The sequence below is a fragment of the Pseudonocardia kunmingensis genome (genome assembly GCF_006716445.1).
Lineage (GTDB): Bacteria > Actinomycetota > Actinomycetes > Mycobacteriales > Pseudonocardiaceae > Pseudonocardia > Pseudonocardia kunmingensis.
Window position 1 is genome coordinate 781,801 of sequence record NZ_VFPA01000002.1, and the last position, 25,349, is coordinate 807,149.

Here is a 25,349-nt window from a genome sequence, read left to right on the forward strand (position 1 = left end):
GAGAGGAACGCACGAATGGACATCCACGGCTCCGTCGCTCTCGTCACCGGCGGCGCGTCCGGTCTGGGCCTGGCGACCACCGAGACGCTGCTCGACGCGGGTGCGGACGTCGTGATCCTCGACCTGCCGAGCTCGCCGGGTGAGCAGGTCGCGGACAAGCTGGGCAAGCGAGTGCGGTTCGCCCCCGGCGACGTCACCGACGAGGCGAGCGTGACCGCGGCCCTCGACGTCGCCGCGGAGATAGGGCCGCTGCGGGTGGCGGTGAACTGCGCGGGCATCGGCCCGGCAGCGCGCGTGGTGAGCAAGAAGGGTGTGTTCCCGCTCGAGCTGTTCACCACGGTGGTGCAGGTCAACCTGATCGGCACGTTCAACGTGATCCGCCTGGCCGCGGAGCGGATCGCGGCCACGGATCCGGTCGGCGAGGAGCGCGGGATCATCGTCAACACCGCCTCGGTGGCGGCGTTCGACGGGCAGATCGGGCAGGCGGCCTACTCGGCGTCCAAGGGCGGCGTGGTGGGCATGACGCTGCCGATCGCCCGCGACCTCGCGCAGTACCTGGTGCGCGTGGTGACGATCGCACCGGGTCTGTTCGAGACGCCGCTGCTCGCCACGTTGTCGCAGGAGGCGCGGGACTCGCTGGGACAGCAGGTGCCCCACCCGTCGCGGCTGGGCGCCCCGTCGGAGTTCGCGGCACTCGTCGGCCACATCGTGGCCAACCCGATGCTCAACGGCGAGGTCATCCGCCTCGACGGCGCGATCCGGATGGCGCCGCGCTGAGCACGCGCAGCGATCATCGCGACGCGGTTGCCGGCCACGGCCCGCTGACACCAACAGGAACGGGGAATGTGATGCGTGATGCCGTCATCGTCGACGCGGTCCGGACGCCGATCGGCCGGCGCAACGGCTCGTTGTCCGGAGTGCATGCTGCGGACCTGTCCGCCGAGGTGCTCACCGCGCTCGTCGACCGCACGGGAGTCGATCCCGAAACGGTCGACGACGTCATGTGGGGCTGTGTCAGCCAGGTCGGGGACCAGTCGAGCAACATCGGCCGATTCGCGGTGCTGGCGGCCGGATGGCCGGAGCACGTGGCGGGGGTGACGATCAACCGGGCGTGCGGCTCCAGCCAGCAGGCGATCGACTCGGCCGCGCACGCGGTGATGGCCGGTCAGTACGACCTGGTGGTCGCCGGCGGGGTGGAGACGATGAGCCGGGTGCCACTCGGCGCGGCGCGGGCCACCGGCCAGCCCTACGGCCCGAAGGTGCTGGAGCGCTACGACGGGTTCGAGTTCAACCAAGGGGTGGGGGCGGAGCTGATCGCCCAGCGCTGGGGGTTCTCCCGGGCGCAGCTCGACGAGTTCGCCGCGGCGTCGCACGAGCGGGCGGCCGCGGCCATCGACGACGGGGTGTTCGACGACCACATCGTCCCCGTCGACGTCGAGGGCACGAAGTTCGGCGTGGACGAGGGGCTGCGGCGAGGCACGTCGGTGGAGACGCTGGCGAAGCTGAAGCCGTCGTTCCGGGCCGACGGGGTGATCCACGCAGGCAACGCGTCGCAGATCTCCGACGGCGCGGCCGCGCTGCTGATCACCACCTCGGAACGGGCCCGTGACCTGGGGCTGACCCCCATCGCGAGGTACCACAGCGGCGCGGTGAGCGGCGCCGACCCGATCCTCATGCTGACCGGGCCGATCCCCGCCACCGAGAAGGTGCTGCGGCGGTCCGGGCTGACCATCGAGGAGATCGGGGTGTTCGAGGTCAACGAGGCCTTCGCGCCGGTGCCGCTGGCGTGGCTGGCCGAGACCGGCGCGGACCCGGCCCGGGTCAACCCGCTCGGCGGTGCGATCGCCGTGGGCCACCCGCTCGGCGCCTCGGGCGCGATCCTGATGACGCGGATGCTCGCCCGGATGCGTCGGGACACCGTGCGCTTCGGCCTGCAGACGATGTGCGAGGGCGGTGGCACGGCGAACGCGACGATCGTCGAACTGCTCGCCTGAACCGCCGGGACCGACCTATCCGACGGACGTCCCGCTCGCCGGCACGTGGGCGTATCCGGCGATGAACGTGGCGCGGACCGGTGTGAGGGAAGGGTCGGTCAGGACGGCCTCCAGCGGGCGGTCGAGCAGCGCCAGGTCGGCCGGTGTCCCTGGGCGAATCCGTCGGGGTGGACCACCGGGGTCCTCAGGTGGGGCGAGGTAGGCGTCCAGCGCGTCGGCCGGGGCCAACCGCTCGGCCCGGCCGGCGACCGCGCCGGACGGGGTACGGCGGTGGGCCGCGGCGGCGAGGACGGTCCAGGGGTCCAGAGGGCCGTACGGGGCGTCGCTCGACAGCGCCACCGGCACGCCCGCGTCGAGCAGGCTCCGGCAGCGGTAGAGGTCGGGGTGATCGGTGGCGGGGAGGTCGCGCAGGTAGTCGTCGCCGCGGTGGGCGAGGAACCCGGGCTGGGTGACGACGCGCAGACCCCGGCGTGCCAGGTCCCCGACCAGCTCGGCGGGGACGAGGGCGGCGTGCTCGATCCGATCGCCTGCGACGCACCCCGCGTCGTGCAGCGCGGTGAGGAGCAGTACGAACGCCTCCCGGGTCACACAATGCACGGCCACCGGGCGGCTGAGCGCGTGGGCGGCGCCGATCGTCGCGGTGAGGGTGTCGAGGTCGGGCAGGCCCGAGTCCGCGAGCACGATCTTGTACGGGCCTGCGGTGAGCGGCGCGCGCGGTGCGACGCCGAGTGGTACTCCGAGCAGGTGTACCCGCTGCGGGAGCACGCCGGTGGTGACCGCCGCGGCGAGGGCGTCGAGCGCCGCGGGCTCGAGATCGGGTGTCGCGTCGGTGACGGCGGTGATACCGAGCCGGGCGAGGCGGTCGCCGACCGCGGCGAGGTTCGGCGGACCGGTGCTGGGAAGGCGTGAGCGCATCCAGTCGTCGGCGCGCCAGAGCCGCCCGGTCGGGGCGCCGTCCGGCGTGCGCTCGATGCCGGGGTAGGTGGCATCGGCCAGACCGAGGCGTTGCGCCCCTGCGCCGTTCACCACCCACAGCGCCCCGCTGCGGTGCTGCAGTCGCACCGGTCGGGCCGCGTGCAGCCGGTCGAGCGCGGCTGCGTCGAGGTGGCCGGCGACGGACTCGTGGTAGCCGACGCCGCGGATCCAGCGGTGCTCGTCCGTTCTGGCGGCGGCAAGAGCGGCGGCGAGGCCTGCGGGGTCGCGCACCTCGGGCGGGCCACACGGGGTGGATCGCGCGGCGGCGGCCAGTGCGTGCAGGTGCAGGTGGTGGTCGACGAGCCCGGGGAGCAGCGCGCCGCCGTCGGCGACGAGCACCTCCTCACCGGGGCGACCGTCGAGGTGGACGCCGATCTCGGCCACGCACCCGTCTGCGATCCGGACGTCGACGCGGCGGCACTCGACCTCGGCGTCACGGATGAGGATCACGGCGCGGGCACACCGATCGCGGCGAGCACGGCGGCCGTGTCCGCGCCGCTCACCGGGGCAGCGCCCGCGACGGCACGTCGCCGGGGGTGGGCCACCGGCACCGGACCGGCGGTGGTGTCCAGCACCCAGCCCGCGCCGTCCCGGCGGGCCGCCGGAATCGGACCGGGCTCGGCGTCGAGGGTGGCGGCGACGACTCCGGCCATCGCGATGTCCCAGAGCACGCCGGCGCCGTCCGCGGGTGCGGTGAGGGCCAGCGCGGCCGCAGTGAGGCCGGCGAGGGGGTCGGCGATCGCGTCGCCGCAGAAGACGGGGCCGTCGGCGTCGTGGGCGACCAGGCCGGCGCTCGCGGCGACGTCGTCCCCGAACCCCACGCGCGACGACGAGCGGCCGGCTGCGGTGATCGAGATCCAGGTGGTGCCGGCGGCGACCGCGGCGTGGGCGTCGAGCCCGAACCCGGCCAGTGCGCGGGGCCGGGAGGCCTCGATGACGATGTCGGCCGCCGCCACCAGCGCGGCGAGCGCGCCGCGGTCGGCGGGGACGGCCGGGTCGAGCACGACAGAGTGGTGGCCTGCGTGCAGCAGTCGGTAGAAGTCGGGGTCGCCACCCCGGGCGCCGTCAGGCCGCGTGGGGGTCTCGACCTTCACCACGTGCGCGCCGGCCAGTCCGAGCAGGTGGGCGCACAGCGGTCCGGCCCACAGCGCGCTGAAGTCCACGACGAGCAGCCCGTCGACCGGGCGCGGCGGCAGGTCCGGGAACGTCTGCGGCACCGCAGGCCGCACCGGCGCGGCGGCGAGGCTGAGCAGCTCCGCGCGGTCGGCCAGTTCCGCGCCGGGGTGCGCGCGGACCCAGGCCGCGACCACGGGCCACGGTTCTCCCGGCAGCTCGGCCCCGATGAGCGCGCCGAGCAGCAGCGGGTCGTCGGGGCGAGCGCATGACACGGCTGCCCAGCCGTCGGCGGTCGCCAGCAGCCGGCAGCTCCCACCCGCGGAGACCGCCCCACGGCGGCGATGGCCGGTGAACGCTGCGCGCTCGGACAGCAACCGTGGGCCGTCCACACGGACCCGGCCCGCGGTGACGCGGGCGATGTGGTCGGCCAGACCGCGCGCCACGGTGGCGGCCCGGCCCGGCGGTACCAGTGGTGGGCCGGCGGGGCGACCGGTCAGTGCCGCGACGCCGCTCGCCGCCCAGTCGCCCACCACGTTCGGCGGCGGGCGCTCGGGCTGCACGGCTCGACGATACGCCGCGGCGTCCGCCACGTGATCCGTGCGTTCAGGTGTAGAAGAGGGTACTTTTTGCACCTAATGGCTTCGCTCGATGAGGAGACGCGCTTGTCCGACACCTCCGGTCCGCTCGTGGGCCGCACCGCACTCGTCACCGGGGGATCCCGCGGAATCGGGCGTGCCGTCGCCCTGCGCCTCGCCGCCGACGGCGCCGTCGTCGCGGTCAACTACCGCCGCGACGACGACGCGGCGGTGGAGACCGTCAACCGCATCACGGCCGCGGGCGGCACGGCCAGGGCGTACCGAGCCGCGATCGGCGACCCGGACGCGGTCACCGCGATGGTGACGGCCGTGAGGGCGGAGGTCGGCCCGGTTGACCTGCTGGTCAGCAACGCGGGCACGGCCAGTCGGGGCACCGCGATCGCAGACACCGACGAGTCGGAGTACCTGAGGTTGCTGCGGGTGCACGCGCTCGGCCCCCTCGCGCTGGTGCGGGAGCTGCTGCCGGACCTGCGCGCGGCGCAGCGCTCCGACGTGGTCGTCGTCTCCAGCGTGATCACCGACGACATGCCGGCGGGTGGCGCCGCCTACGCGATGGCCAAGGCAGCGCTCGAGGCCGGGGCCCGCACGCTGGCGGCGGAGGAGCGCGACCACGGCGTGCGCGTCAACATCGTCGCGCCGGGACTGGTCGCCACCGAGATGGGCAGCCGGCTGGTCGCCGCCACCGCCGGGACGACCATCGAGGACCTCGACGAGGTATATCCGTTCGGCCGGGTCGCGCGGCCCGAGGACGTTGCGGGCGTCGTCGCGTTCCTCGCCTCCGCCGATGCCGGCTACCTGACCGGCGAGCGGATCCGGGTGCACGCCGGCGGGCCGGCGAGGACGCTGCACCGCCGATGAGACCGAAGGAGACGCTGTGAAGGTCGACCAATCCGCCCCCGTCGACGGGCCGCTCGATCCCCGCGAGCACGCCGCCCGCGCCGAGCGCGAGGGCTACGCCGGCATCTGGCTGAGCGAGGTGAAGCACGACCCGTTCCTCGGGCTCGCACTCGCCGCGACGGTCACCGAGCGGGCCGAGCTGGGCACGTCGATCGCACTGGCGTTCGCGCGCAACCCGATGTCGATGGCTGCCCTCGCGAACGACCTGCAGGGCCTCTCGGGCGGGCGGCTGTTGCTGGGCCTCGGCGCGCAGGTGAAGGCGCACATCACCCGCCGGTTCGGCATGCCGTGGTCGCATCCGGCCGCGCGGATGCGCGAGTACGTGCTCGCGATGCGGGCGATCTGGCAGTGCTGGCACGAGGGCGCGCGACTGGACTTCCGCGGCGACTTCTACGACCACACCCTGATGACGCCGATGTTCGTGCCGGGGTCGCACCCGCACGGCGCCCCTCCGGTGCTGCTCGCCGGAGTCGGCGAGGCGATGACCGAGGTGGCAGGGGAGGTGTGCGACGGGTTCGTCGCGCACGGCTTCACCACCGAGCGGTACCTGCGCGAGGTCACCCTCCCCGCATTGCGGCGCGGGCGGGAGCGCGCGGGCGGCAGCCTTGAGGGCTTCCAGATCAGCGGGAGCGCGCTGGCGGTGACCGGGCGGACCGAGGAGGAGCTCGCTGCGGCAGCGGCAGCGGTGCGCTCGCAGATCGCCTTCTACGGGTCCACCCCGGCCTACCGTGGTGTGCTGGAGCGGCACGGGTGGGGCGGGCTGGGCGAGGAGCTGCACGCGCTGTCGCGGGACCGCCGCTGGACCGAGATGGGTGCGCTGATCGACGACGACGTGCTGCGTACCTTCGCCGCCGTCGGGACACCCGGCGAGGTCGCCGCCGAGCTGGTGCAGCGCTTCGGCGACCTGTTCACCCGGTTCACGCTCTACACCCCGTACCCGGTCGACCCGGCGGTGGTTGGCAACGTGGCGGCCGCCGTACGCCGGGCCGTTGCAGTGCCGGCATGACCGCTGGAGCCGGCGACGAGGTGCGGGTGTCGCTTCCGCGGGCCGAGGTGCGGCGGATCGAGCTGGTGCGGCCGGAGCGACTGAACGCGATGACCGCCGGGATGGTGGAGCAGCTCCACGACGCCCTCGGAGCGGCCGAGCGCGACCCACGGTGCCGGGTGGTGGTGCTGACCGGCGCCGGGCGGGGTTTCTGCGCCGGGCTCGACCTGAACGGCTACGGGGAGCCCCCGGGCGTTCGGGGTTCCGGCGACGTGCACGCCCACCTCGGCACGCAGCGACACATCGCCTCCCTGGTGCAGCGCATCCGACGCATGCCGCAGCCGGTGGTGGCACAGGTGAACGGCGCGGCCGCCGGAGGCGGACTGGCACTGGTGTGCGCCGCCGACCTGCGGATCGCCTCCACGGATGCCGTCTTCGCGGTGTCGTTCATCCGCGTCGGGTTCTCCGGCTGTGACATCGGCGTGTCGTGGATGCTGCCACGACTGGTGGGGGCGGGGAGGGCGCACGAGCTCATGCTGACGGCGCGTCGCTTCGACGCCGATGAGGCCCTGCGGATCGGCTTGCTCGCCGACGTCGTCGCGCCCCAGGATCTGAACGCACGCGTGGGGTCTGCGGTCGACGATCTGTTGGCGGCACCGCCCTTGTCGCTCGCGCTGACCAAGCAGGGCATGTGGCTGTCCCTGGAGATCCCGTCATTCGACGCCGCTGTGGAGTTGGAGAACCGGCAACAGGTGATGACCGCGCTCACCGGCGACCAGGGTGAGGCGATGAGTGCGTACCGGGATCGCAGAGCTCCGTCGTACGAGAATCGCTGAGCCGTGGTGTCGCCTGTTCGAGGTGGAACCTCCGCAGCCTCCGCCGCCCCAGGAACCACGGCTGAAGCCGCCATTGGCGCCTCCCGTACACGGTGCTGGTCCGCGGTAGGGCGGCGACTCCGAGCCAGACGATGACTCGAGGTGTGTCGGAGCGCGGCTCAGCGGGGCCAGGTCGACGCGCGCCAGGCCCCGGGGCCCGGGTGCAGCGGGGTCCGGAACCGGGCGGTCGGGTCGGACCAGCGATCGTGCGTGACGGGCGGTGCGGGCGCGGGGCGCGGGGTGGCTGCGGCGAGCACCGCGGTCAGCGCGGCGAGCTCCTCGTCGGTCGGTGCACCGCGGACGACCCGGAACGCCGCCCGCCGCTCTTCGGGGGTGCCCGTCCCGGTCACGGCGCCGAGGGTGTCTCCGCTCCGCTCCGTCACAGCGCCGAGGGTGTCTCCGCTCCGCTCCGTCACAGCGCCGAGGGTGCCTCCGCTCCGCTCCGTCACAGCGGGATGTTCCCGTGCTTGCGCGCCGGTACGGCCTCGCGCTTGGTGGCCAGCATCCGCAGCGCGCGACCCACATAGCCGCGGGTGTGGGAGGGCGGGATGACGCCGTCGATGTAGCCGCGGTCGGCCGCGATGTAGGGGTTGGCGAGGGTGTCCTCGTACTCCTGCTGCAGCTCCGCGCGGCGGGCGGCCAGGTCGTCGCCCTCCAGGCCGCGCAGCTCCTTGCGGTACAGGATGCTCACCGCGCCCGCGGCACCGGTGACGGCGATCTGGGCGGTCGGCCACGCCACGTTGACGTCGGCGCCCAGGTGCTTGGACCCCATGACGTCGTACGCGCCGCCGTAGGCCTTGCGGGTGATCACCGTGATCTTCGGGACCGTCGCCTCGGCGTAGGCGTAGATCAGCTTCGCGCCCCGGCGGATGATGCCGTTCCACTCCTGCTCCGTGCCCGGCAGGAAGCCCGGGACGTCGACGAACGTCACCACCGGCACGTTGAACGCGTCGCAGGTGCGGACGAAGCGCGCGGCCTTCTCGGAGGCGTCGATGTCGAGGCACCCGGCGAACTGCGTGGGCTGGTTGGCCACCACGCCGACCGAACGGCCCTCGATCCGGCCGAACCCGACCACGATGTTGGGGGCGAACAGCTCGTGCACCTCGAGGAACTCGCCCTCGTCGAGCACCCGGTTCACGACCTCGCGGATGTCGTAGGGCGTGTTCGGGGAGTCCGGGATGATCGCGTCGAGCTCGAGGTCGGTGTCGGTCAGGCCGTCGGCGATCGCGCCGGCCGTGGGCTCGGGCGAGGGGTACGACGGAGCCTCGGACAGGTTGTTGGACGGCAGGAACGACAGCAGCTCCTTGACGTAGGAGAACGCGTCCTCCTCGTCGTCGGCCAGGTAGTGCGCCACCCCGGACTTCGTGTTGTGGGCGCGCCCGCCGCCCAGGTCCTCGAAGTCGACGTCCTCGCCGGTGACCGTCTTGATGATGTCCGGGCCGGTGATGAACATGTGGCTGGTGCCGTCGACCATCACGGTGAAGTCGGTGATCGCAGGCGAGTACACGGCCCCGCCCGCGCAGGGACCCATGACCAGCGAGATCTGCGGGACGACGCCCGAGCTGCGCACGTTGCGCACGAAGATCTCGCCGTAGAGCCCGAGCGCGACCACACCCTCCTGGATGCGCGCGCCGCCGCCGTCGTTGATGCCGATGACGGGGCAGCCGATCTTCGTGGCGAGGTCCATCACCTTGACGATCTTCTCGCCGTACACCTCGCCGAGCGCCCCGCCGAACACCGTGGCGTCCTGGCTGAAGACCGCGACCGGCCGACCGTCGACGGTTCCCGTGCCGGTCACCACGCCGTCCCCGAACGGGCGCTTCTCCTGCATCCCGAAGTTCGTGGAGCGGTGCCGGGTCAGCGCGTCGAGCTCGACGAACGAGCCGGGGTCCAGCAGCTGGTCGACCCGCTCGCGAGCGGTCTGGCGGCCCTTCGCGTGCTGGCGCTCGACGGCGGCGTCGCTGCCCGCGTGCACGGCGCCCTCGATGCGCCGGTGGAGGTCGGCCAGCTTGCCCGCGGTGGTGTGGATGTCAGGCTCGTCGGCACCGGACGCGAACGGCTCCGTTGCAGCGCTCATGGCCCGGAGCCTAACGCCGCGAGCGTGGCCTGCACCGCGACGATCGTCACTCCGGGTCGGTAGGAGCGCGATGTGCGCGCATTCACGGCGCGACTCGCCTGCACTGAGGCCAAATGGGAGGGGATATCGGCCTGGGTACGGCCAGGGACGGCCGGCTCGGTTCGGCAGCGAGCGGGGCGTCGCCGCTCGCTGCGGGGCGGCGTCGGGCGCGGGCTGTGATGTGGGCGGGAGGATCGGTCGTGCATCCCGTCCGACCCGTCCTCGCGGAACCGCTCAGCCGCAGTGCAGGCCGAGTGCGTGCCAAGGCACGACTCTGCGCCGACGACGAGATCGGGTAAGCGAAGACGAAGAAGAATCGAAGGGATGTTGTCAACCGAGACGAGGTTTACATGGCGCGCCGGTTAAGGGCGTTCCTTGATTCCTTGATTCCTTGATTCAGTAGCCCCATCATCGTCCGGGATGGCCTCGCCGGCTTTTGATGCCGTCATTGCGTAAGGAGGCGCGAATCAGCACCGGCGCGCTGTATCTGCACTTCAACTTGCGCGAGGAAGTGCTCATCGGGCTGACCGAGCGGTAGGCGACGAAGGTGCGGCAGCTCGATTCTTCGTCCCTCGCGACGTTCCGCAAAAGCCTCATCACCATGCTGGACAGGTTGGCCACCACCGAGGGGGGCACTTCATGGCCCGGCTGGACTTGGAGTTGGCATCCGCCGCCTCGGTCAGTCCGAGAATCTCTGAGGCCGTCCAGCCGTTCATGATCAGCCGCGATCTGGAGGACGCGCTGGAAGATCTTCAGCGCGCGGGCGAGATCTCATCGGACGTTGAGACCAGTGCGCTGGCATACGCACTCGCGACGATGCCAGCCGGGCACCGTTACCTCCTCGCCGTAACCAGCCATACGCACACGGCATCGGAACGAATCGTCGACACGGTCCTCGGTTCGCACGCGCCTCCCGGAGGCCAGTGAACGCCCGGACACCTCGGATTGGTTCGCTCACAGAGGTCGGAGAAAGGACCGTTGCGACAGCCTTCCGGAAGCACTCGCTTGACCCCGCAGTCAAACTCTCGGGCCTGATCGTGGCGCAATTCGTCGACTCGATGAAGAACTTCGAGACAGACGCAGAAACTACTTTCCACGGCATTGCGCCTCGGCGGGGCCTTCCGGCGAGCGGCTGGACCCACTTCACGCACGGTGGCCCTCCGTGCAGTGCGTTGATCTCGGGCGAGCCTCGGGCAGCGCGGCGGGAGACAAACGTGATCTGGTCGACCACGATGCGCGCAGGGGGCTGCCGGGCGGATGACGTGACGGGCGAGCCTGGCGGCGGGGACGCGGAGTGAACCGTCGGGGTCGGGCGGCGACGTCGGAACCACCGTCGAGGTAGGGCTCGCGGCGCTGCTTATGAGGCTGATAACGGTCGAGCTCGCGTCGGCGAAATAGCTGTTATGTGGTCGTTCCGTGGTCGGCGCCGGCAGCCACAGTACGGACAACAACGTGGGCCGCGCAGGACATCCGTGGCCGACGTCGACGATCGATAACAACGAGCTCAGAGATCGGTAGCTGAGTGGTCTCGGGAGTAGTTCACACCGAGGAGGTCACGGCGCAGCTCGTGATCCTTGCCGCCGACTCTGCCCTCGACGAGAGGTGGGGGACCAGCGCCCCCAGAACGCCCTGCTTGTGGCCGCACGGCAACCCCTTCTCGGAAGTGGGTTTCACGTGCATGACGTGCGGAATCCGTTTGGCCGCCGAACTGGGGGTCAAGTGTGGTGGTCGCCGTCGCCCGCGTGGCCCCTATGGCCGAGGTGTGGTCGTTGCGTGGTCAAGAGCCGTGCTGGAGACCGACGACAACTGCTAGCTGATCAAGGGTGAGCTCGATCAACCACGCGCCGCGTGCGCTCACGATTGCGGATTCCTGCTAGACCACGTGCGCGATCGGAAGCGAACATGAGCGCACGATTCCTACGTACAGCGCTCGGGGCGGCTTGGTGGCAAGCTCGACCCGCGTCGGTAAGGAGACGAGCTGGTCGATATCTAGGAGGAGTAGCAATTAGCGCTGGGTCCGGCGGCACACCATGGGATCTCCTGATCATGGTAGCCAGCTTGGTAGCCATGAGGCCTGCCCACACCTGAGATTGCCTGACGTTCATGAGACATCGCGACTGTGCCGGCGAACCGTTCTTGCTGGTCAGGAGGAGGCGTGCGAGTCCAGGTGCAACAAGCTGGACACGTGATGTCTTGTTCACACCGAAGAGGTCACTGGTTCGATCCCAGTATCGCCCACAGGCAAACGGCCTGGTCAGAGGCTCCGCGAGGAGCTTCGGACCAGGCCGTTTCCTCGTGTCGGGGTGGGCTGCTTGACTACGTGCACGGCCGTCCGCGGACGCCTATGGACGCCTATGGACGCGCGTGGACCGACGCCCTTGTCGGGCCCGGAGCCGGTTCATCCGCGATTCCGGCGACCGCACGGAGGCCGAGCGGTTCGTGTTCGCGGGCTTCCTGCCCAGCAGTCTTCGCCGGAGGGCTCGGCGCCTGGACGCGGCGCCGTGGTGGTGCGCGGTGGAGGGCGCGTACTGGCGGAGCCCCGAGGGACCCGGTAGCAGTGTGGAGGACCGCGGCGACCACCCCGTCGTGCACGTCTCCTGGACGACGCGGTCGCCTACTGCCGCTGGGCGGGCACGCGCCTGCCCACGGAGGCGGAGTGGGAGTACGCCGCGCGCGGCGGGTTGGAGCAGCGCCGCTATGCCTGGGGTGACGAGCTCACGCCCGGCGGCGCGCACCGGTGCAACATCTGGCAGGGCCGGGTTCCCACGAAGAACACCATGGAGGACGGGTACGTCGGGACGGCGCCGGTCGACGCGTTCGACCCCCAACGGCTTCGGCCTGTACGGCGTGGCCGGGAACGTCTGGGAGTGGTGTGCCGACCGGTGGAGCGTCACCTGGCACGTCGAGGCGCCGAGACCAGGATGAACCCCACAGGCCCGCCGGACGGGGACGCCCGAGTGATCCGCGGCGGCTCTACCTCTGCCACGCCTCGTACTGCACGCGCTACCCGCGTCGGCGCCCGCACGTCCAACACGCCGGATTCGACCACCGGCAACACGGGATTCCGCTGCGCGGCCGACGCCGGCTCAGGAATCGGCCGACCACCGATACGCGGTCCTGCTATCCCGGCTCGTGCTCGGTGCTGCTCGGGGGAGCGGGCGTCTCGACCGCGGTCAGGCCGAAGGTCCCGATCCGGCCGGTGGATGACGTCGACGGGTTCGCCGAGGCGGCGAGGCGCAGTACGTCGGGGCGGAACACCAGGCGGCCGGTCGCGACGGCGTGGGAGCCCGCCGCGTAGAGCTGGCAGTCGATGACCAGCAGCGGCGTGCCGACCGGGACCTCGAGGTCACCGGCGAGGGTGTCGTCGGCGGCTTCGGCGTTGATGGTGTGGTCGCTGCGGGTGAGCCTGACGTTCTCGGTCTGCTCGAGGAAGGTCGTGATCCCGTCGGTGAGGGCGTTGATCCGCACCGGCTTGCTGTCGAACGACGCCGGCAGGCGGTGCTCCAGCCGCGCTGCCGCGCGCCCTTCGACCTCGTACAGCCGGATCGCCCGGTACACGGGGTCGCAGGCTTCGACGCCGAGCATCGCCACATCGCCGTCATCGGCGTGCTCACGTGCGATGCTCACCGCACGGACGGCGTAGGAGACGCCCGCCTGGCTGAGGAAGTCCGACAGCGACAGGATCAGGTCGACCGGATAGGCCAACGAGCCGTTGTGCGCAGCACGCGACGGAGCGGTGATCATGGTGCCCACGCGGCGCCGGCGCGTGATCTCGCCCCCCACCTCGAGACGGCTGAGCGCGTCACGAAGGGTGCTCCGAGAGGCGCCGACCAACTCGCACAACCGGCTTTCCGGGGGCAACCGGCTCGCGCCCGCCGCCTGATACTCCTTGATCAACGAGCGCAGCGCGTCCTCTGCCTGATCCACACGGCTCCGACGCCGGCGTCCACCCGCAGCGTCCGCCGTCTTCTGCTCAACCGGCATGCCACCATCACCCCCGTCATTGGTCATATCTTACACGCGCTCGGTCTGGCGCAGCCAGGTGGCCACTTGACACTCCAGCCTGAATGGTCCTAACTTACGCCGCGCTAGTCATACTAATTGGGTGAGAAGGTCGATCGCCGGCGTCGACGCGGAGGAGGCGGGATGGGTGAGCTCCTGCTGGGGATCGACATCGGTACGTCGAGCGCCAAGGGCGTGCTGACTCGGCCGGACGGCGCCGTCGTTGCGAGCGCCACCCGTGCTCATCGTCCGTCGATGCCGCGGCCCGGCTGGGTCGAGCACGACGCCGAGCGGGACTGGTGGCAGGCCGTGACCGCCTTGTCGCGGCAGCTACTGGCACGCGCCGACGGACCGCCGGCGGCCGTCTGCATCAGTGGGATCGGCCCGTGCGTACTGGCGACCGATGCCGATTTCCGGCCGCTGCGGCCCGCCATTCTCTACGGCGTCGACACCCGGGCGTCCGCCGAGGTGCGGGAGCTGACCGAGCACCTGGGCGAGCGGGAGATCGTCGCGGCCGCGGGCTCGGTCCTGACCAGCCAGTCCGCCGGGCCCAAGCTGCTGTGGCTGCACCGGTACGAGCCCGACGTCTGGGAGCGGACGGCCCGGGTGTCGACAGCCAGCTCCTTCGCCGTCGCCCGGCTGACCGGGGAGTACGTGCTCGACCACCACTCGGCGAGCCAGTACCAGCCCATGTACGACCTGCACGGGCAGCGTTGGAACGAGGAGTGGAGCGCCGTCGTCGCCCCCGGTCTCGCGCTGCCCCGCCTGGCATGGCCGGGCGACGTGGTCGGGCACACCACCCGGGCCGCGGCCGCGGAGACCGGGATTCCGGAAGGCACGCCCGTGGCGGCGGGAACGGTCGATGCCTGGGCCGAGGCCTTGAGCGTGGGCGTGCAGCGACCCGGCGACACCATGGTGATGTACGGCACGACGATGTTCCTGGTCCAGATGCTGCCCGCGCTGGTCACCGACCCGAGGGTGTGGGCGACCAGGGGCCTTGCCGAAGGCAGTGCGTGCCTCGCGGGAGGCATGGCGTCCTCCGGCGCCATCACCGACTGGCTGCGGCGGCTCTCCGGAGAGGACGGATTCGACGACCTCGTGGCGGAGGCGGGCCGCACGGCTCCCGGCGCACACGGGCTCGTGATGCTGCCGTACTTCGCCGGCGAACGGACGCCGCTCTTCGATCCGGACGCCCGCGGTGCCGTCCTCGGCCTGACCCTGCGCCACACCCGCGCTCACCTCTACCGGGCAGCGTTGGAGGCGACGGGATACGCGGTGCGTCACCACCTGGAGGTCTTCGCGCAGGCGGGCGCCCCGCCGCAGCGACTGGTCGCGGTCGGTGGAGGGACCCGGGGCGGCCTGTGGACGCAGATCGTCTCCGACATCACCGGATGCCCGCAGGAGCTGCCGGAGCAGACCATCGGGGCCTCCTACGGCGACGCGCTGCTCGCGGCGCGCGCGGTGGGCCTCGCCCGCTCCGACGCCGACTGGACCCGCCGCGCCGAGGTGGTGCAGCCGCGGACGACGGCAGCGCCCGGGTACGACGCGCTGTACCGGATCTACCGCGACGCCTATCCGGCGACGCGGGAGCTGATGCACGCCCTGGCCACGATCCAGCGCGGGGATGACCACCTCGCCCCGGTCGAGACCTTCAGCTGACACCCGCCCTTGAGAGGAGTGCCCGTGCCCGAAGTCGTGTTCACCCCGGGCCGCCGACGAACGAGCCCCGATCCAGCCGACGCCCCACCCAGGGCCGCCGGCCCGCGGTCGTCACCGACCCTGCGGCAGCGCGCCCTGGCCAGGATGCGGATCGGCCTGCTCGGTGCGGCCGGCTTCGTCGGCCTGATCGTGGTGTGGCAGGTGGTCGCGGTTGCCGAGGTCATCGGCAACGGCCTGCTGCCGAGGCCCGGCGAGGTCCTGGCAGTGATCTGGACGGGGCTGGGGGACGGCCTCGCCTACGACCTGTACGTCAGCACCAGCCGCGTCGTCATCTGGGTGGCGATCGGCATCGCCGCGGCCGTGCCGGTGGGCTTCGTGCTCGGGTGGTTCCCCCTCGCACGGGCCGTCCTGAACCCACTGGTCAACTTCTTCCGCGCGCTGCCGCCCATCGCGCTCGTCCCGCTCGTGATCGTCTACTTCGGGATCGGCGAGCTGGCCCGCGGGATCATCCTCATGTACGCCGCGTTCTTCGCGACCGTGGTCATCGTCTTCGAAGGAATCGCCGGCATCGAGGAGAAGTACGTCCGCGCCGCGCGCACGCTGGGAGCAGACCGCTTCGAGGTGCTGCTGAGGATCGTGCTGCCGTTCTCCGTGCCGCACATCCTGACCGCGGCCCGGGTGTCGCTGGGGATCGGCTGGGCGTCGCTGGTCGCGGCCGAGCTCGTCGCGGCGCAGGACGGGCTCGGCGCGGTGATCCAGAACGCGGGCAACTTCCTCGACATTCCCCGGGTGTACGCCGGAATCATCCTCATCGGTCTGTCGGCACTGGTGATGGATCTGCTCATCCGGTTGGCCTCGGCGCGATTGGTGCGGTGGCAGGACAGGGGTGACCGATGATGGGCACGATCAGCGGCGGTGGTCTCGTCGTCGACGGGATCAGCAAGCGCTTCGGGCGCGGCGAGAGCGTCGTCACCGTGCTCGACGACATCGCCTTCCAGGTCGCCGAGGGCGAGTTCGTGGCCGTCGTGGGGCCGAGCGGATCCGGCAAGACCACGCTGCTCAACACGGTCGCCGGGTTCGTCGATCCGGATGAGGGCAGGATCCTGGTGAACGGGGCACCCGTCGCCGGGCCAGGACCCTCGCGGTGTGTCGTGTTCCAGGAGTACGCGATCTTCCCGTGGCTCACCGTCCGCCGGAACATCGAGTTCGGCATGCGCCTGCGTGCCCGACGCCGCCCCGCCGACGAGCGGCGCGAGGTGGCCGACCGCTACCTCGAGCTGATGGGGCTGACCGCCTTCGCCGACGCGCTTCCGAAGACGTTGTCCGGCGGGATGCGGCAGCGCGTCGCGCTGGCCCGCGCCTACGCGGTCGATCCCGAGATCCTGCTCATGGACGAGCCGTTCGCGGCACTCGACGCCCAGACGCGCGAGACCATGCAGGAGGCCCTCCTGGAGATCAACCAGAAGGAGCGCCGCACCGTCGTGTTCGTGACCCACCAGGTCGAGGAAGCGATCTTCCTCGCCGACCGGATCGTGGTGATGTCGGCGCGCCCGTCCCGCGTCCAGGACGTCGTGACCGTCCCGTGGTCGGGGGAACGGACCCATGCGTTGAAGACCAGCACCGAGTTCATCGCCCTGCGCCGTGAGATCGAATCGATGTTGCGCAGCACGGATTCCACCCCACGGGTCGCCTGACCCGTCGTCGACAGGATCGAAGGAGGCGTCCATGCGGCGTCGTGTTCTCGCGGCTCTCACCGGGCTCGCGCTCGCCATCGCCGCCACGGCGTGCGGCTCGACCGACGCCGCGTCCGGTGGTGGTTCGGACTCCCGCCAGCAGGTGACCATCGGCTACATCGCCGGGCCCGCACCCGGCATGCACCTGCTGCTCGCGGACGAGAAGGGCTACTTCGCCGACGCCGGACTGGATGTCGAGATCGTGCCCTTCCAGACCGGGATCTCGCTGTCCAACGCCCTCACCGGGGGGAGCATCGACGTCGGCGTGATGGGGGCCGTGATCGCCAACTTCCCAGCACGCGGACAGGGCAAGGTCTTCCTGCTGAACAACCTCGAGGCCAACATCCAGCAGATCTGGGCCGCGCCCGACTCCGGTATCCGGTCGGTCGCCGACCTGCGCGGCAAGCGCGTCGCCACCACCACCGGGACCGCCGCGCACCTCCTGCTGCACGTGGCACTGGCCGAGAACGGGCTCTCCACCGATGACGTAGAGATCGTCAACCTCGACATGCCTGCGGTGTCCAACACGTTCGTCACCGGGGGCGTCCCCGCGGCGGCGCTGTGGGCGCCCTTCGACGCGCAGATCGCACAGCGCCTGCCGGGCGCCACGAAGATCGGGACCTCCGAGCAGTTCTACCCGGCGTCCGCGATCGCGGGCGGCTGGGTGGCGAACAACGAGTTCCACGCCGAGCACCGGGACGCCCTCGTCAAGATCACCGAAGCCTGGACGAAGGCCAACGACGACATCACGACCGACCAGGCCGCGGCGCTGTCCACCGGATGCCCGAGGCTGTCCGAGTTCATGACGGCCGAGGTGTGCGCCCAGATCTACCAGCAGGCGAAGAGCTTCTCGACCGAGGAGTGGGCCGGCTACTACGAGGACGGGACGGCCGTCGACTGGATCGGGCGGATGGAGCGGGTGTTCGTCGAGATCGGCGCGCTCCCGCAGTTCGTCGAGCCGGCGCAGTTCTTCGATCCGTCCATCTTCACCGACGCCCGGCAGCAGCCCTGATGGTCGTTCCGTGCCGATCGACGATCCCGCACCCGGAGGCAGCGTGACCACGGCGACCCGCCGACCCAACATCCTCCTGCTCATGGCCGACCAGCTCAGCGCGTTCGCCGTCGGACCGTACGGCAACGAGGACGTCCTGACGCCGAACCTCGACGCACTCGCCGCGCGGGGCGCGGTCCTGGAGAACGCCTATTGCAACGCACCGCTGTGCGTGCCCTCCCGGGCCGCGATGATGACCGGGCGGCTGCCCAGTGACGTGCCGTCCAACGACAACGCCGAGGAGTTTCCGGCCTCGGTGCCGACGTTCGCCCACTCGCTGCGCCGGGCCGGGTACCGCACGATCCTGTCCGGGAAGATGCACTTCGTCGGCCCGGACCAGATGCACGGCTTCGAGGAACGGCTCACCACCGACATCTTCCCGCCGGACCTGACCTGGACGCGGCCGTGGGAGGAGCAAGGCGACCCGCCGCGGCTGTCCGGGGCCCAGCAGAACGGCGGCCGCGAGTACGTCGACATCCTGCGCTCGTCCGGACCGCTGCCCTGGACCTACCAGATGCATTACGACGAGGAGGTCCGGTTCGCGGCGTTGCAGCGCCTGCGGGAGCTCGCGCTCGACCGCGACGAGCGAGCCGGCGAGCCGTGGATGATGGTCGCGTCGTTCACGCAGCCGCACGACCCCTATGTGGCCCCACCGGAGTACTGGGACCGGTACGAAGGGCGGCACATCGCAATGCCCGAACCCGTCCCCGACGATGTCCCGCTCCACCCCCTGGATCACTGGGCGAACTCGTTCCACGGGGTGGATCGCGGCGACATCGCGGACGAGCAGACCTACCTCGCCCGCCGCGGCTACTACGCGATGACCAGCTACATCGACGACGTCGTCGGCTCCTTCGTCGGCGAGCTCGAGCGCTTCGGACTGCTCGACGACACCGTCATCGTCTTCACCAGCGATCATGGCGACCAGCTGGGCGAGCACGGCATGTACTTCAAGCGGACCCTGCGGGAATGGTCGGTGCGGGTGCCGCTGATCCTCGCCGGCGCCGGTGTCCCGCCCGGGCGCCGCGTCGAGACACCGGTCTCCCTCGTCGACCTGCACCCCACGTTCGCCGCACTCGCCGGCGCACGGCTGCCGGGCTGCGTGAGCGACCGCCTTGCCGGCGGAAACCTGCTCGAGCTGTTCGGCCGTGACGCTCCCGGGCAGCATCCGGATGTGATCGTCGAGAACTCGGCGGAGGGCACGATCCGGCCGGTCCGCGCGGTGGTCTCCGGCCAGTACAAGCTCGTGCACGTCCGCGGCCTGCCGGATCAGCTCTACGATCTGGACAAGGACCCGAGGGAGCTGCACAACCTCGCCGACGACCCCGAACACGCTCCGGTACTGGCACGTCTGCGCGAACGCGTGCTCGCCGACTGGGACCCGCAACGCGCGGAGGCCGAGATCGTCGCCAGCCAGCGGATCCGCCAGTTCCTGGGCGAGGCGATGGCGCACGGCGCGTCCACGTCCTGGGCGTTCCAACCGGTGTCGGACGCTGCCCACCGCTGGGTCCGCAGCACCGAGGACGACCCGTGGGACCCCCTCTGCGGCTTCTGACCCCGATCGGCGACGGCATGGCCACCGGGCAGCTCATGGTGCGTGAGCTGCCCGGCGCGCCTGCACCACCTCGCTGCGGTCGAGTCACCCGAGGGCGGCGCTCGGCGCCTCCCCGCATGGCTCCGCGTGACCGGTCGCAGCCAGGTCCGATGTTCCTGGGAGCCCTCCTGCGCCGGATGAGGGCCTTGACCGGTTCTCGGCGATCGTCTCGGTGGTGCGCACGCGGTGCGGTGCGCGTCGTCAGGACTCGCCCAACCACCTTCGCCGACGAGCGGAGGAGTTGGCCGATGATGATCCCCGGACGGCCATCGTCACCTGGCTGGAAGAGCGGTCGGCCGCCGCAGCGGAGACCCGTGGCTCGGCTGCTCGCTCGGGGGCGGCGCGAGGTGTCACGCCCATGATCGCCGCGGCGTGCACCGGACCACGACCACGAGTCGGGACGAGCGGGCACCGCGGCACCTGGGCCCGTCGAGCGAGGCTGGGCGGCGCCGAACCGGCCGGACGCGACCTGGGCTGCAGACACGACGCCGATCGAGCGGCAAGTCGTGAATGCCCAGACCATCGCCCGACGAGGCAGGTGAGACCTTCGTCCCCGGCCCCGCCACCCGCGGTCACGACATTCGTCCTGGTGTCATCCGGCGGCCGGGATGAAGTTCGCGTACTCCTCGATCCGATCGATGAGCCCGCCCTCGAAACGGAAGTACATCGCCGCCTGCACCTCACCGGCCGGCCCTTCGATATTGGTGATGTGCAGGACGTGCTGCTGAAGGACCTCATTCGGCTTGGAGAACTGGCGAATGATGTCGTAGCGCAGCGAAGTCTCCTTGCTGAGCATGCCCTTGAGCAGCGACAGGTTTTCGTCGATCGTCTGCTCGTCCTTGCCATCGTTGTGCCACACGGTCGCCGTGTCCGTGCACAATGCGCGCATGCCGGCGTGGTCGCCCGCCTCCAGCAGGCGCAGGTATCGGATTGCGGTGTCCTGGATCTCCGCACTCATGAATCATTCGCTCCGTTCGAGGCGTTGTAGACCGGTGTCCGTTCACCCGCTCGCACTGGCACAGGCAGGTGGTTGCCCTCCGGGGCCAGGGGGCAGGGAAACGCGGGCGAAAAGGCATGCAGCGGAAGGACGACCCGGTTGAAGTCGACCCGGACGGTGCCTTCTTCCGCCGACGGCAGGACCACCCACCGGCCGATCTCCGGGGTCTCGGAGCCACTCGTCGCATCGGTGAATACCACCAGCAGTTGCCCAGGGAGCGATTCGATCACCGTCAGCGAGTACCGCTCCCCCTTCAGGTCGAACACCAGGTCGGCAGGCGCCGGCAGGATCTGCCTGCTGGGCGGGTCGGTCAACCGTCCGACCTCTACGACCCGTCCTGGCGTCCTGCGGTACTCCGCTTCGACGATGTAGTCCGGGTCGACCGGGTACACCGCGATCTCTCGCAGCCCCGCCAGCGGCGCAGCGGCGGGCGCCCGAACAACGAGACCATGGGTTCCCCCACCGCCGGAGATGATTCCGCTGCGCTCGCCCGGGAACTTCAACTCGCTACCCACTTCGAGGGCCACGGTGCCGTCGACCGGACGGCCGTCCAGCGATACCCCGTCCGCGCCGGCCGCGGTGAATGCCAGGCCCCCTGATCCGTTCGTATTCCAATGACCAGGCACGCCCTCGACCGTCTGGTTCGAACCGGAGATCGTCGCCAACTGGACTACCCCAGCCTTCCCCTGCGGGCCAGCAATCTCCTCCCAGCGGCTCTCCCTCCAAGCTTCGTACTCCGCTGCTGTGCTCTCAGTCGGCATGGTTCAACAGTCCGGCGGATCCAGACAGAACGTCAAGCTTGCATGCCATTCTGGCAAGATCCGCCAGGTGCTGGACCCGTGGGCAGGACGTCGGCGACGCTCGATGGTCGGCGCGAGGTCACGGGCTCCTGGTGTGGCCGGCTGGCGCAGATGCGGCTCGGGTCCCCGCGCCCGCTACGGCGGCCGGGCCGATCCGGCCCCGCTTCGTGCCCGGCGCTGACCGTCCCGGTCCGAATCCCCCCACGCCACTCGGGTGGTACGCAGTCCCGTCCTGTCCGCGGTCCCGCCTACGGGCGTCCCGGTGCCCTGGGGCGTGCCCGGACATGTGCGCGCTCGCCCTGCTTGCCGAACAAGCTGAGGAATTCGACTGATCCCGGGTCGGCTGCGCCGAACCAGTGGGGAACGTGGGTATCGAACTCGGCTACCTCGCCAGGGGCGAGCACGAGATCGTGTTGGCCGAGCACGAGCCGTAGCCGTCCGTTGAGGACGTAGATCCACTCGTAGCCCTCGTGGGACTGCGGGTCCGCTTCCTTCCGCCGGGCATCAGCTGAGATCACGAATTTGTACGCCTGGACGCCGCCGGGACGCCGGGTCAACGGCAGGACGGTCATCCCGCCGTGGCATCTGATGGGCCGCAGGTGCAGCCGAGGATCTCCGGTGGGAGGGGCGTCGACCAGCTCGTCGAGCGTCACACCGTGGGCTCTGGCCAGCGGAAGCAACTGCTCGAGGGTCGGGCGGCGGTTGCCGGACTCCAGCCGGGACAGCGTGCTCTCGGAGATGTGGGTGGCAGCGGACAGGTCGGCCAGCGTGATCTTCCGCTGCCGGCGCAGCGCGCGCAGCTTGGGCCCGACCGCCTCGAGCGCCCTTTCCAGGCCATCCATACCGATCAGCTTGCCAGACTGGCAATGAGCGTTGCCAGGGCCGTACCGGGCAGTTGCCGATCCAGGAACGACCACCACCGGGAGGGGCGAGCCGGCGAACCCGGCACCCGAGACCGCGGTCGGTGACACCTCGTCGGCACCAGACGCCGTGCGCGGGCGGTCCGAGCCCTGGACAGCGCAGCGCCCGCCGCGGCGGCGCGGCCCGATCCGTGCGACCCGCCAGCACCCGGCCGCGGCGCCCCGCGACGACTGGGGGAGGGCCGCGTAGCGGCCTGGGTGGAGAAGAGCGGAGAGAACTCGTGGCGGGTCCGGTACCGCCGCGACGACGACACCATCGGCTCGGTCCCCGGGTTCCCCACCAAGAAGGCCGCGCAGGACCACGCGGACACCACGGAGTCCGAACAGCGCCACGGCACCTGGCTCGACCCCCGCGGTGGGAAGACCGTGCTGGGGGAGTGGACCGCGGAGGCCTGGCGCCCAGGACATCGCCGTGCGGACCGAGGACTACTACCGCAGCCTGCTCGCCAACCACATCCAGTCCCGCTGGGGTGCCATCCCGCTCGACGACATCACCGGGCTGAAGGCCGTGGCCTGAGCGACGCTGCTGCGCGCGCACCTGGCCAGCCACGACCACCCGTACGTGTTCCTCTCGCGACGAGGGGAGCGGCATCGGCGCAGCAACTTCTCCCGCCGCGTCCTACGCCCCGCCGCCGACGGCACCACACACCTGCGCCGGCCCGCCGTCACACTGAGCCCCGCCAAGCGAGGGCTGACCTTCCACGGACTGCGACACGGCCACAAGACCTGGATGATCGCCGGCCAGATCTCGGAGGTGGCCCAGTCCCGCCGCCTCGGGGCACCTGCTCGAGGACAAGATCCAAGAGACCTACTCCCACGTCGCCACCGAAGTCGAAACTCGACTCCTGCAAGCACTCGAAGACCGCTGGACCAAAGCCGTGGTGAACAGCTCCGACAGCCCGCGCTGGCGGGCGTCTGCGTACCCGTGACCTGGAGCTCGGGACGTCCCCGCAGGCCGTCCGGCGGCGGCTGGACCGGCTCCGCCGGCACGGCGACATCACCTTCCGGTGCGACGTCGCACGCCCGCTGACGGGCTGGGTCTCGATGGCCTTCCTGTGGTTGTCCGTGCCGGAGAACGACGTGACGACGGTCGGACGGGCGCTCGGAGCACTGCCGGAGACGCGGCACTGCTCGGCCGTACCGGGGCCGGCCAACCTCGCGCTCGTCGTCAGCCTGCGCTCGCTCGAGCACCTCGACGAGACCCTCGGCCGGATCGTGCGGGAGCACCCGACCGTCGCAGTGGTGGACCGCCGGGTGGTGCTCCAGCAGGTGAAGGTGCACGGCCGGATCGTCGACGAGCGGGGTCGCAGCGTGCGGGTGATCCCCGTCGACCCGTGGGCCACGGGGACCGCCGCGGTTCTGCCGCCCGGCCCCGCCCGTCCGGTGCGGTAGCGAGCCGTCCGGTGCGGACGGCGGTCGCGCGCGGTCAGGCCGCTGCCCGGTCGGCGACCCAGCTCGCCAGGGACACGAGGGTCGCCTCGACGCTGTCGATCGTGGCATCGCGCAGGTCGTCCAGGTCCCGGTACGTGCTGCCGAGGACGGGGTCCGCGGCGAGGAGCTGCCAGGTCTGCGTCACGTGCGTCCCGGAGCCGTAGGCGGTGAACGTCCAGCGCCACCGGACGATCGGGACGGGAACGGAGCCGAGCACGGTGTAGGTGAACTCGGAGCCGGGTTCGGCGACCTCGACCTGCGACCGGCTGTCCCACTCGTTGCCCGACCTGCGGTTGCGGCCGCTGAACCAGGCGCCCGGCCGGGGGCCTGCCCCCTCGTCGTACCGGGCCCGGATCGCGTTCGGGCTCCAGCGGCTGATGTGGGACACCGTGCTGATCAGGTCGTACACCTCGCCCGGTCGGGCCGCCACCCAGGCCCGTCGGGTGAAGCCGTAGCCGGAGACGTCGAGGGTCGGTGGCGTGGTCTCGGTGGTCACGTGGATCCTTTCGATGTGCGGGCGGGCCGGTGCGCGCCCGGTCAGGTGCGGGAGAACGGCGCCCAGGCGGCGACCTCGTAGCCGCCCGGCCTGCGCCGCAGTTCGAACGCGCCGTGTCCGGGCAGGTGAGCCGGGAGCACGAGCGCGCGGTGATCGGCGGCATGGGCGAACATCCGTGCCCGGCTCGCGCGGGCGCCGTCCTCGTCCTCCTCGAAGCAGCTGTTGATGTGCGGCTCGTGGACCTGGATGGCGCCGTGCAGCAGGTCGCCCGCGAAGATCGCACGCTCGCCCGCCGACTCCAGGTGGATGATCGAGGCGCCCGGGGTGTGGCCCGGCGCGAGCTCCAGGCGGAGGTTGGCGTCGATGGCGTGGGACTCGTCCCACGTCGTGACGAGTCCGGCCTCGATCACCGGGTCGATGCTGTCCTCGTAGACGTTCTGGTTGCCACGGCCGAACTTGGTGTTGTGCAGGTTCTCCGGCTTCCAGTACTCGAAGTCGCGGTGCGGCATGAGGTAGGTGGCGTTGGGGAAGGTGGGCACCCAGTCACGGCCCTCGAGACGGGTGTTCCAGCCGACGTGGTCGTCGTGCAGGTGGGTGTTGACGACGATGTCGACGTCCTCGGGGCTGACGCCGGCTGCCGCGAGGTTGGCCAGGTAGTCGGTGTCCATGTAGGACCAGATCGGCTGGAGCGGTCGGTACTTGCCGTTGCCGGCGCCGGTGTCGATCAGGATGGTCCTGCCTTCGCTGCGCAGCACCCAGGTCTGGGTCGCGGCGCGGGTCAGGTCGGTCGTCGCGTCCCAGTGGTGCGGGTCCAGCACGGCCGCGTGGCGCTCCCACTCCTCCGGCTTGCTGTTGGGGAAGAACACGTCGGTGGTCATGGGCGTGGTGTCGGAGAACTCCATGACGCGGGTGATCTGGACGTCACCGAGCTCGATGGTCGTGACGCGCGGCGCGGCGGGGTCGTGTCGAGACGACCCGGATCCGGTGGGCATGGCTCTCCTTCGATCGGTTCCGAACTCCTCCCAGCTTCGGCTCGCCGGGGTGGAAGCGGTATCGGACGCATGACTGCAGTCAGCCGGTACCGTGCAGGTGGTCCGTGATGCTGGAGAAGT

22 protein-coding genes and 4 pseudogenes are annotated in these 25,349 nt (G+C 71.1%); 14 read left to right on the plus strand and 12 right to left on the minus strand.

The features are described 5' to 3' along the window. Positions 1-15 precede the first annotated feature (15 nt). Positions 16-777 (plus strand): 3-hydroxyacyl-CoA dehydrogenase, encoded by a 762-nt coding sequence (locus tag FB558_RS19515; protein ID WP_142055512.1) that lies wholly within the window; start codon positions 16-18, stop codon positions 775-777. A 71-nt stretch (positions 778-848) separates the two neighbouring features. After that, positions 849-1,994, plus strand: coding sequence for a thiolase family protein (locus FB558_RS19520; RefSeq protein WP_142055514.1), 1,146 nt, complete (start codon positions 849-851; stop codon positions 1,992-1,994). Between the two features lie 15 nt (positions 1,995-2,009). Here FB558_RS19520 and FB558_RS19525 read toward each other — a convergent pair whose 3' ends face one another. Beyond that, a complete protein-coding gene (locus tag FB558_RS19525; protein ID WP_142055516.1) occupies positions 2,010-3,419 on the minus strand; it encodes an amidohydrolase family protein in 1,410 nt (469 codons plus the stop codon). Beyond that, on the minus strand, positions 3,416-4,645 hold the full coding sequence (locus tag FB558_RS19530; RefSeq protein ID WP_246106613.1) for a CoA transferase: 1,230 nt from the start codon (positions 4,643-4,645) through the stop codon (positions 3,416-3,418). The genes FB558_RS19525 and FB558_RS19530 overlap by 4 nt, the downstream gene beginning before the upstream one ends. A 102-nt stretch (positions 4,646-4,747) precedes the next feature. On the opposite strand from FB558_RS19530, the gene FB558_RS19535 reads away from it, so the two are divergent. The 3 genes from FB558_RS19535 to FB558_RS19545 are packed head-to-tail and all read left to right on the plus strand — an operon-like array spanning position 4,748 to position 7,399. After that, positions 4,748-5,539 carry an SDR family NAD(P)-dependent oxidoreductase gene (locus FB558_RS19535; RefSeq protein ID WP_211366684.1) on the plus strand — a complete coding sequence of 264 codons (792 nt, stop codon included), beginning with the start codon at positions 4,748-4,750 and terminating at the stop codon, positions 5,537-5,539. Positions 5,540-5,555: 16 nt separating this feature from the next. Beyond that, positions 5,556-6,584: a TIGR03617 family F420-dependent LLM class oxidoreductase gene (locus FB558_RS19540; protein ID WP_142055520.1), complete on the plus strand. Its 1,029-nt coding sequence runs from the start codon at positions 5,556-5,558 to the stop codon at positions 6,582-6,584. 47 nt (positions 6,585-6,631) lie between these two features. Continuing rightward, the gene (locus FB558_RS19545) at positions 6,632-7,399 is read left to right on the plus strand and encodes an enoyl-CoA hydratase/isomerase family protein (protein ID WP_211366685.1); all 768 of its coding nucleotides are present in this window, start codon (positions 6,632-6,634) and stop codon (positions 7,397-7,399) included. Between the two features lie 158 nt (positions 7,400-7,557). Here the strand turns inward: FB558_RS19545 and FB558_RS19550 are convergent, their stop codons facing one another. The 3 genes and pseudogenes from FB558_RS19550 to FB558_RS44635 all read right to left on the minus strand — a co-directional run. Next, positions 7,558-7,821 carry an acyl-CoA carboxylase subunit epsilon gene (locus FB558_RS19550; protein ID WP_425468039.1) on the minus strand — a complete coding sequence of 88 codons (264 nt, stop codon included), beginning with the start codon at positions 7,819-7,821 and terminating at the stop codon, positions 7,558-7,560. Positions 7,822-7,883: 62 nt separating this feature from the next. Continuing rightward, positions 7,884-9,515, minus strand: a complete 1,632-nt coding sequence (locus FB558_RS19555) for an acyl-CoA carboxylase subunit beta (RefSeq protein ID WP_142055524.1) — start codon at positions 9,513-9,515, stop codon at positions 7,884-7,886. Between the two features lie 179 nt (positions 9,516-9,694). Continuing rightward, positions 9,695-9,793: pseudogene (locus FB558_RS44635) on the minus strand (leucine zipper domain-containing protein); the annotation flags it as partial. A 400-nt stretch (positions 9,794-10,193) separates the two neighbouring features. Between FB558_RS44635 and FB558_RS19565 the strand changes: the two are divergent. From FB558_RS19565 to FB558_RS45735, 3 genes and pseudogenes are all read left to right on the plus strand, one after another. After that, complete coding sequence (locus FB558_RS19565) at positions 10,194-10,481, plus strand: hypothetical protein (protein WP_142055526.1); 288 nt, start codon at positions 10,194-10,196, stop codon at positions 10,479-10,481. 1,512 nt (positions 10,482-11,993) lie between these two features. Beyond that, positions 11,994-12,094: pseudogene (locus tag FB558_RS45730) on the plus strand (formylglycine-generating enzyme family protein); the annotation flags it as partial. A gap of 99 nt (positions 12,095-12,193) precedes the next feature. After that, positions 12,194-12,568 (plus strand): annotated as a pseudogene (locus tag FB558_RS45735) (SUMF1/EgtB/PvdO family nonheme iron enzyme); the annotation flags it as partial. Positions 12,569-12,674: 106 nt separating this feature from the next. On the opposite strand, the gene FB558_RS19575 reads toward FB558_RS45735, so the two are convergent. After that, a complete protein-coding gene (locus tag FB558_RS19575; protein ID WP_246106614.1) occupies positions 12,675-13,298 on the minus strand; it encodes a GntR family transcriptional regulator in 624 nt (207 codons plus the stop codon). Positions 13,299-13,304: 6 nt separating this feature from the next. Further along, positions 13,305-13,565 (minus strand): annotated as a pseudogene (locus FB558_RS45740) (GntR family transcriptional regulator); the annotation flags it as partial. Positions 13,566-13,700: 135 nt separating this feature from the next. Here FB558_RS45740 and FB558_RS19580 point away from each other — a divergent pair. From FB558_RS19580 to betC, 5 genes are read left to right on the plus strand one after another with little or no spacing between them, the layout of a single operon-like run. Then, on the plus strand, positions 13,701-15,215 hold the full coding sequence (locus FB558_RS19580; protein WP_142055532.1) for an FGGY-family carbohydrate kinase: 1,515 nt from the start codon (positions 13,701-13,703) through the stop codon (positions 15,213-15,215). Positions 15,216-15,239: 24 nt separating this feature from the next. Next, positions 15,240-16,112, plus strand: a complete 873-nt coding sequence (locus FB558_RS19585; protein ID WP_211366686.1) for an ABC transporter permease — start codon at positions 15,240-15,242, stop codon at positions 16,110-16,112. Next, positions 16,109-16,909 (plus strand): ABC transporter ATP-binding protein, encoded by an 801-nt coding sequence (locus tag FB558_RS19590; protein WP_142055534.1) that lies wholly within the window; start codon positions 16,109-16,111, stop codon positions 16,907-16,909. The genes FB558_RS19585 and FB558_RS19590 overlap by 4 nt, the downstream gene beginning before the upstream one ends. A gap of 31 nt (positions 16,910-16,940) precedes the next feature. Then, complete coding sequence (locus tag FB558_RS19595; RefSeq protein ID WP_142055536.1) at positions 16,941-17,960, plus strand: ABC transporter substrate-binding protein; 1,020 nt, start codon at positions 16,941-16,943, stop codon at positions 17,958-17,960. 43 nt (positions 17,961-18,003) lie between these two features. After that, the gene (gene betC / locus FB558_RS19600; protein WP_142055538.1) at positions 18,004-19,554 is read left to right on the plus strand and encodes a choline-sulfatase; all 1,551 of its coding nucleotides are present in this window, start codon (positions 18,004-18,006) and stop codon (positions 19,552-19,554) included. Between the two features lie 631 nt (positions 19,555-20,185). Here betC and FB558_RS19605 read toward each other — a convergent pair. The 3 genes from FB558_RS19605 to FB558_RS19615 all read right to left on the minus strand — a co-directional run bounded on the left by FB558_RS19605 (position 20,186) and on the right by FB558_RS19615 (position 22,232). Continuing rightward, positions 20,186-20,551 (minus strand): nuclear transport factor 2 family protein, encoded by a 366-nt coding sequence (locus tag FB558_RS19605; RefSeq protein ID WP_142055540.1) that lies wholly within the window; start codon positions 20,549-20,551, stop codon positions 20,186-20,188. Continuing rightward, positions 20,548-21,255, minus strand: a complete 708-nt coding sequence (locus FB558_RS19610; protein WP_170231415.1) for a DUF1684 domain-containing protein — start codon at positions 21,253-21,255, stop codon at positions 20,548-20,550. Before FB558_RS19610 ends, FB558_RS19605 begins: the two co-directional genes overlap by 4 nt. 383 nt (positions 21,256-21,638) lie before the next feature. Further along, the gene (locus FB558_RS19615; RefSeq protein WP_142055544.1) at positions 21,639-22,232 is read right to left on the minus strand and encodes a helix-turn-helix domain-containing protein; all 594 of its coding nucleotides are present in this window, start codon (positions 22,230-22,232) and stop codon (positions 21,639-21,641) included. Positions 22,233-23,390: 1,158 nt separating this feature from the next. Between FB558_RS19615 and FB558_RS19625 the strand changes: the two genes are divergently transcribed. Further along, positions 23,391-23,702, plus strand: a complete 312-nt coding sequence (locus FB558_RS19625; RefSeq protein WP_246106615.1) for an Lrp/AsnC ligand binding domain-containing protein — start codon at positions 23,391-23,393, stop codon at positions 23,700-23,702. A gap of 34 nt (positions 23,703-23,736) precedes the next feature. On the opposite strand, the gene FB558_RS19630 is transcribed toward FB558_RS19625, so the two are convergent. Continuing rightward, complete coding sequence (locus tag FB558_RS19630; protein WP_246106616.1) at positions 23,737-24,237, minus strand: SRPBCC family protein; 501 nt, start codon at positions 24,235-24,237, stop codon at positions 23,737-23,739. A 41-nt stretch (positions 24,238-24,278) separates the two neighbouring features. Next, the gene (locus FB558_RS19635) at positions 24,279-25,229 is read right to left on the minus strand and encodes an MBL fold metallo-hydrolase (protein WP_142055548.1); all 951 of its coding nucleotides are present in this window, start codon (positions 25,227-25,229) and stop codon (positions 24,279-24,281) included. Positions 25,230-25,349: the final 120 nt, after the last annotated feature.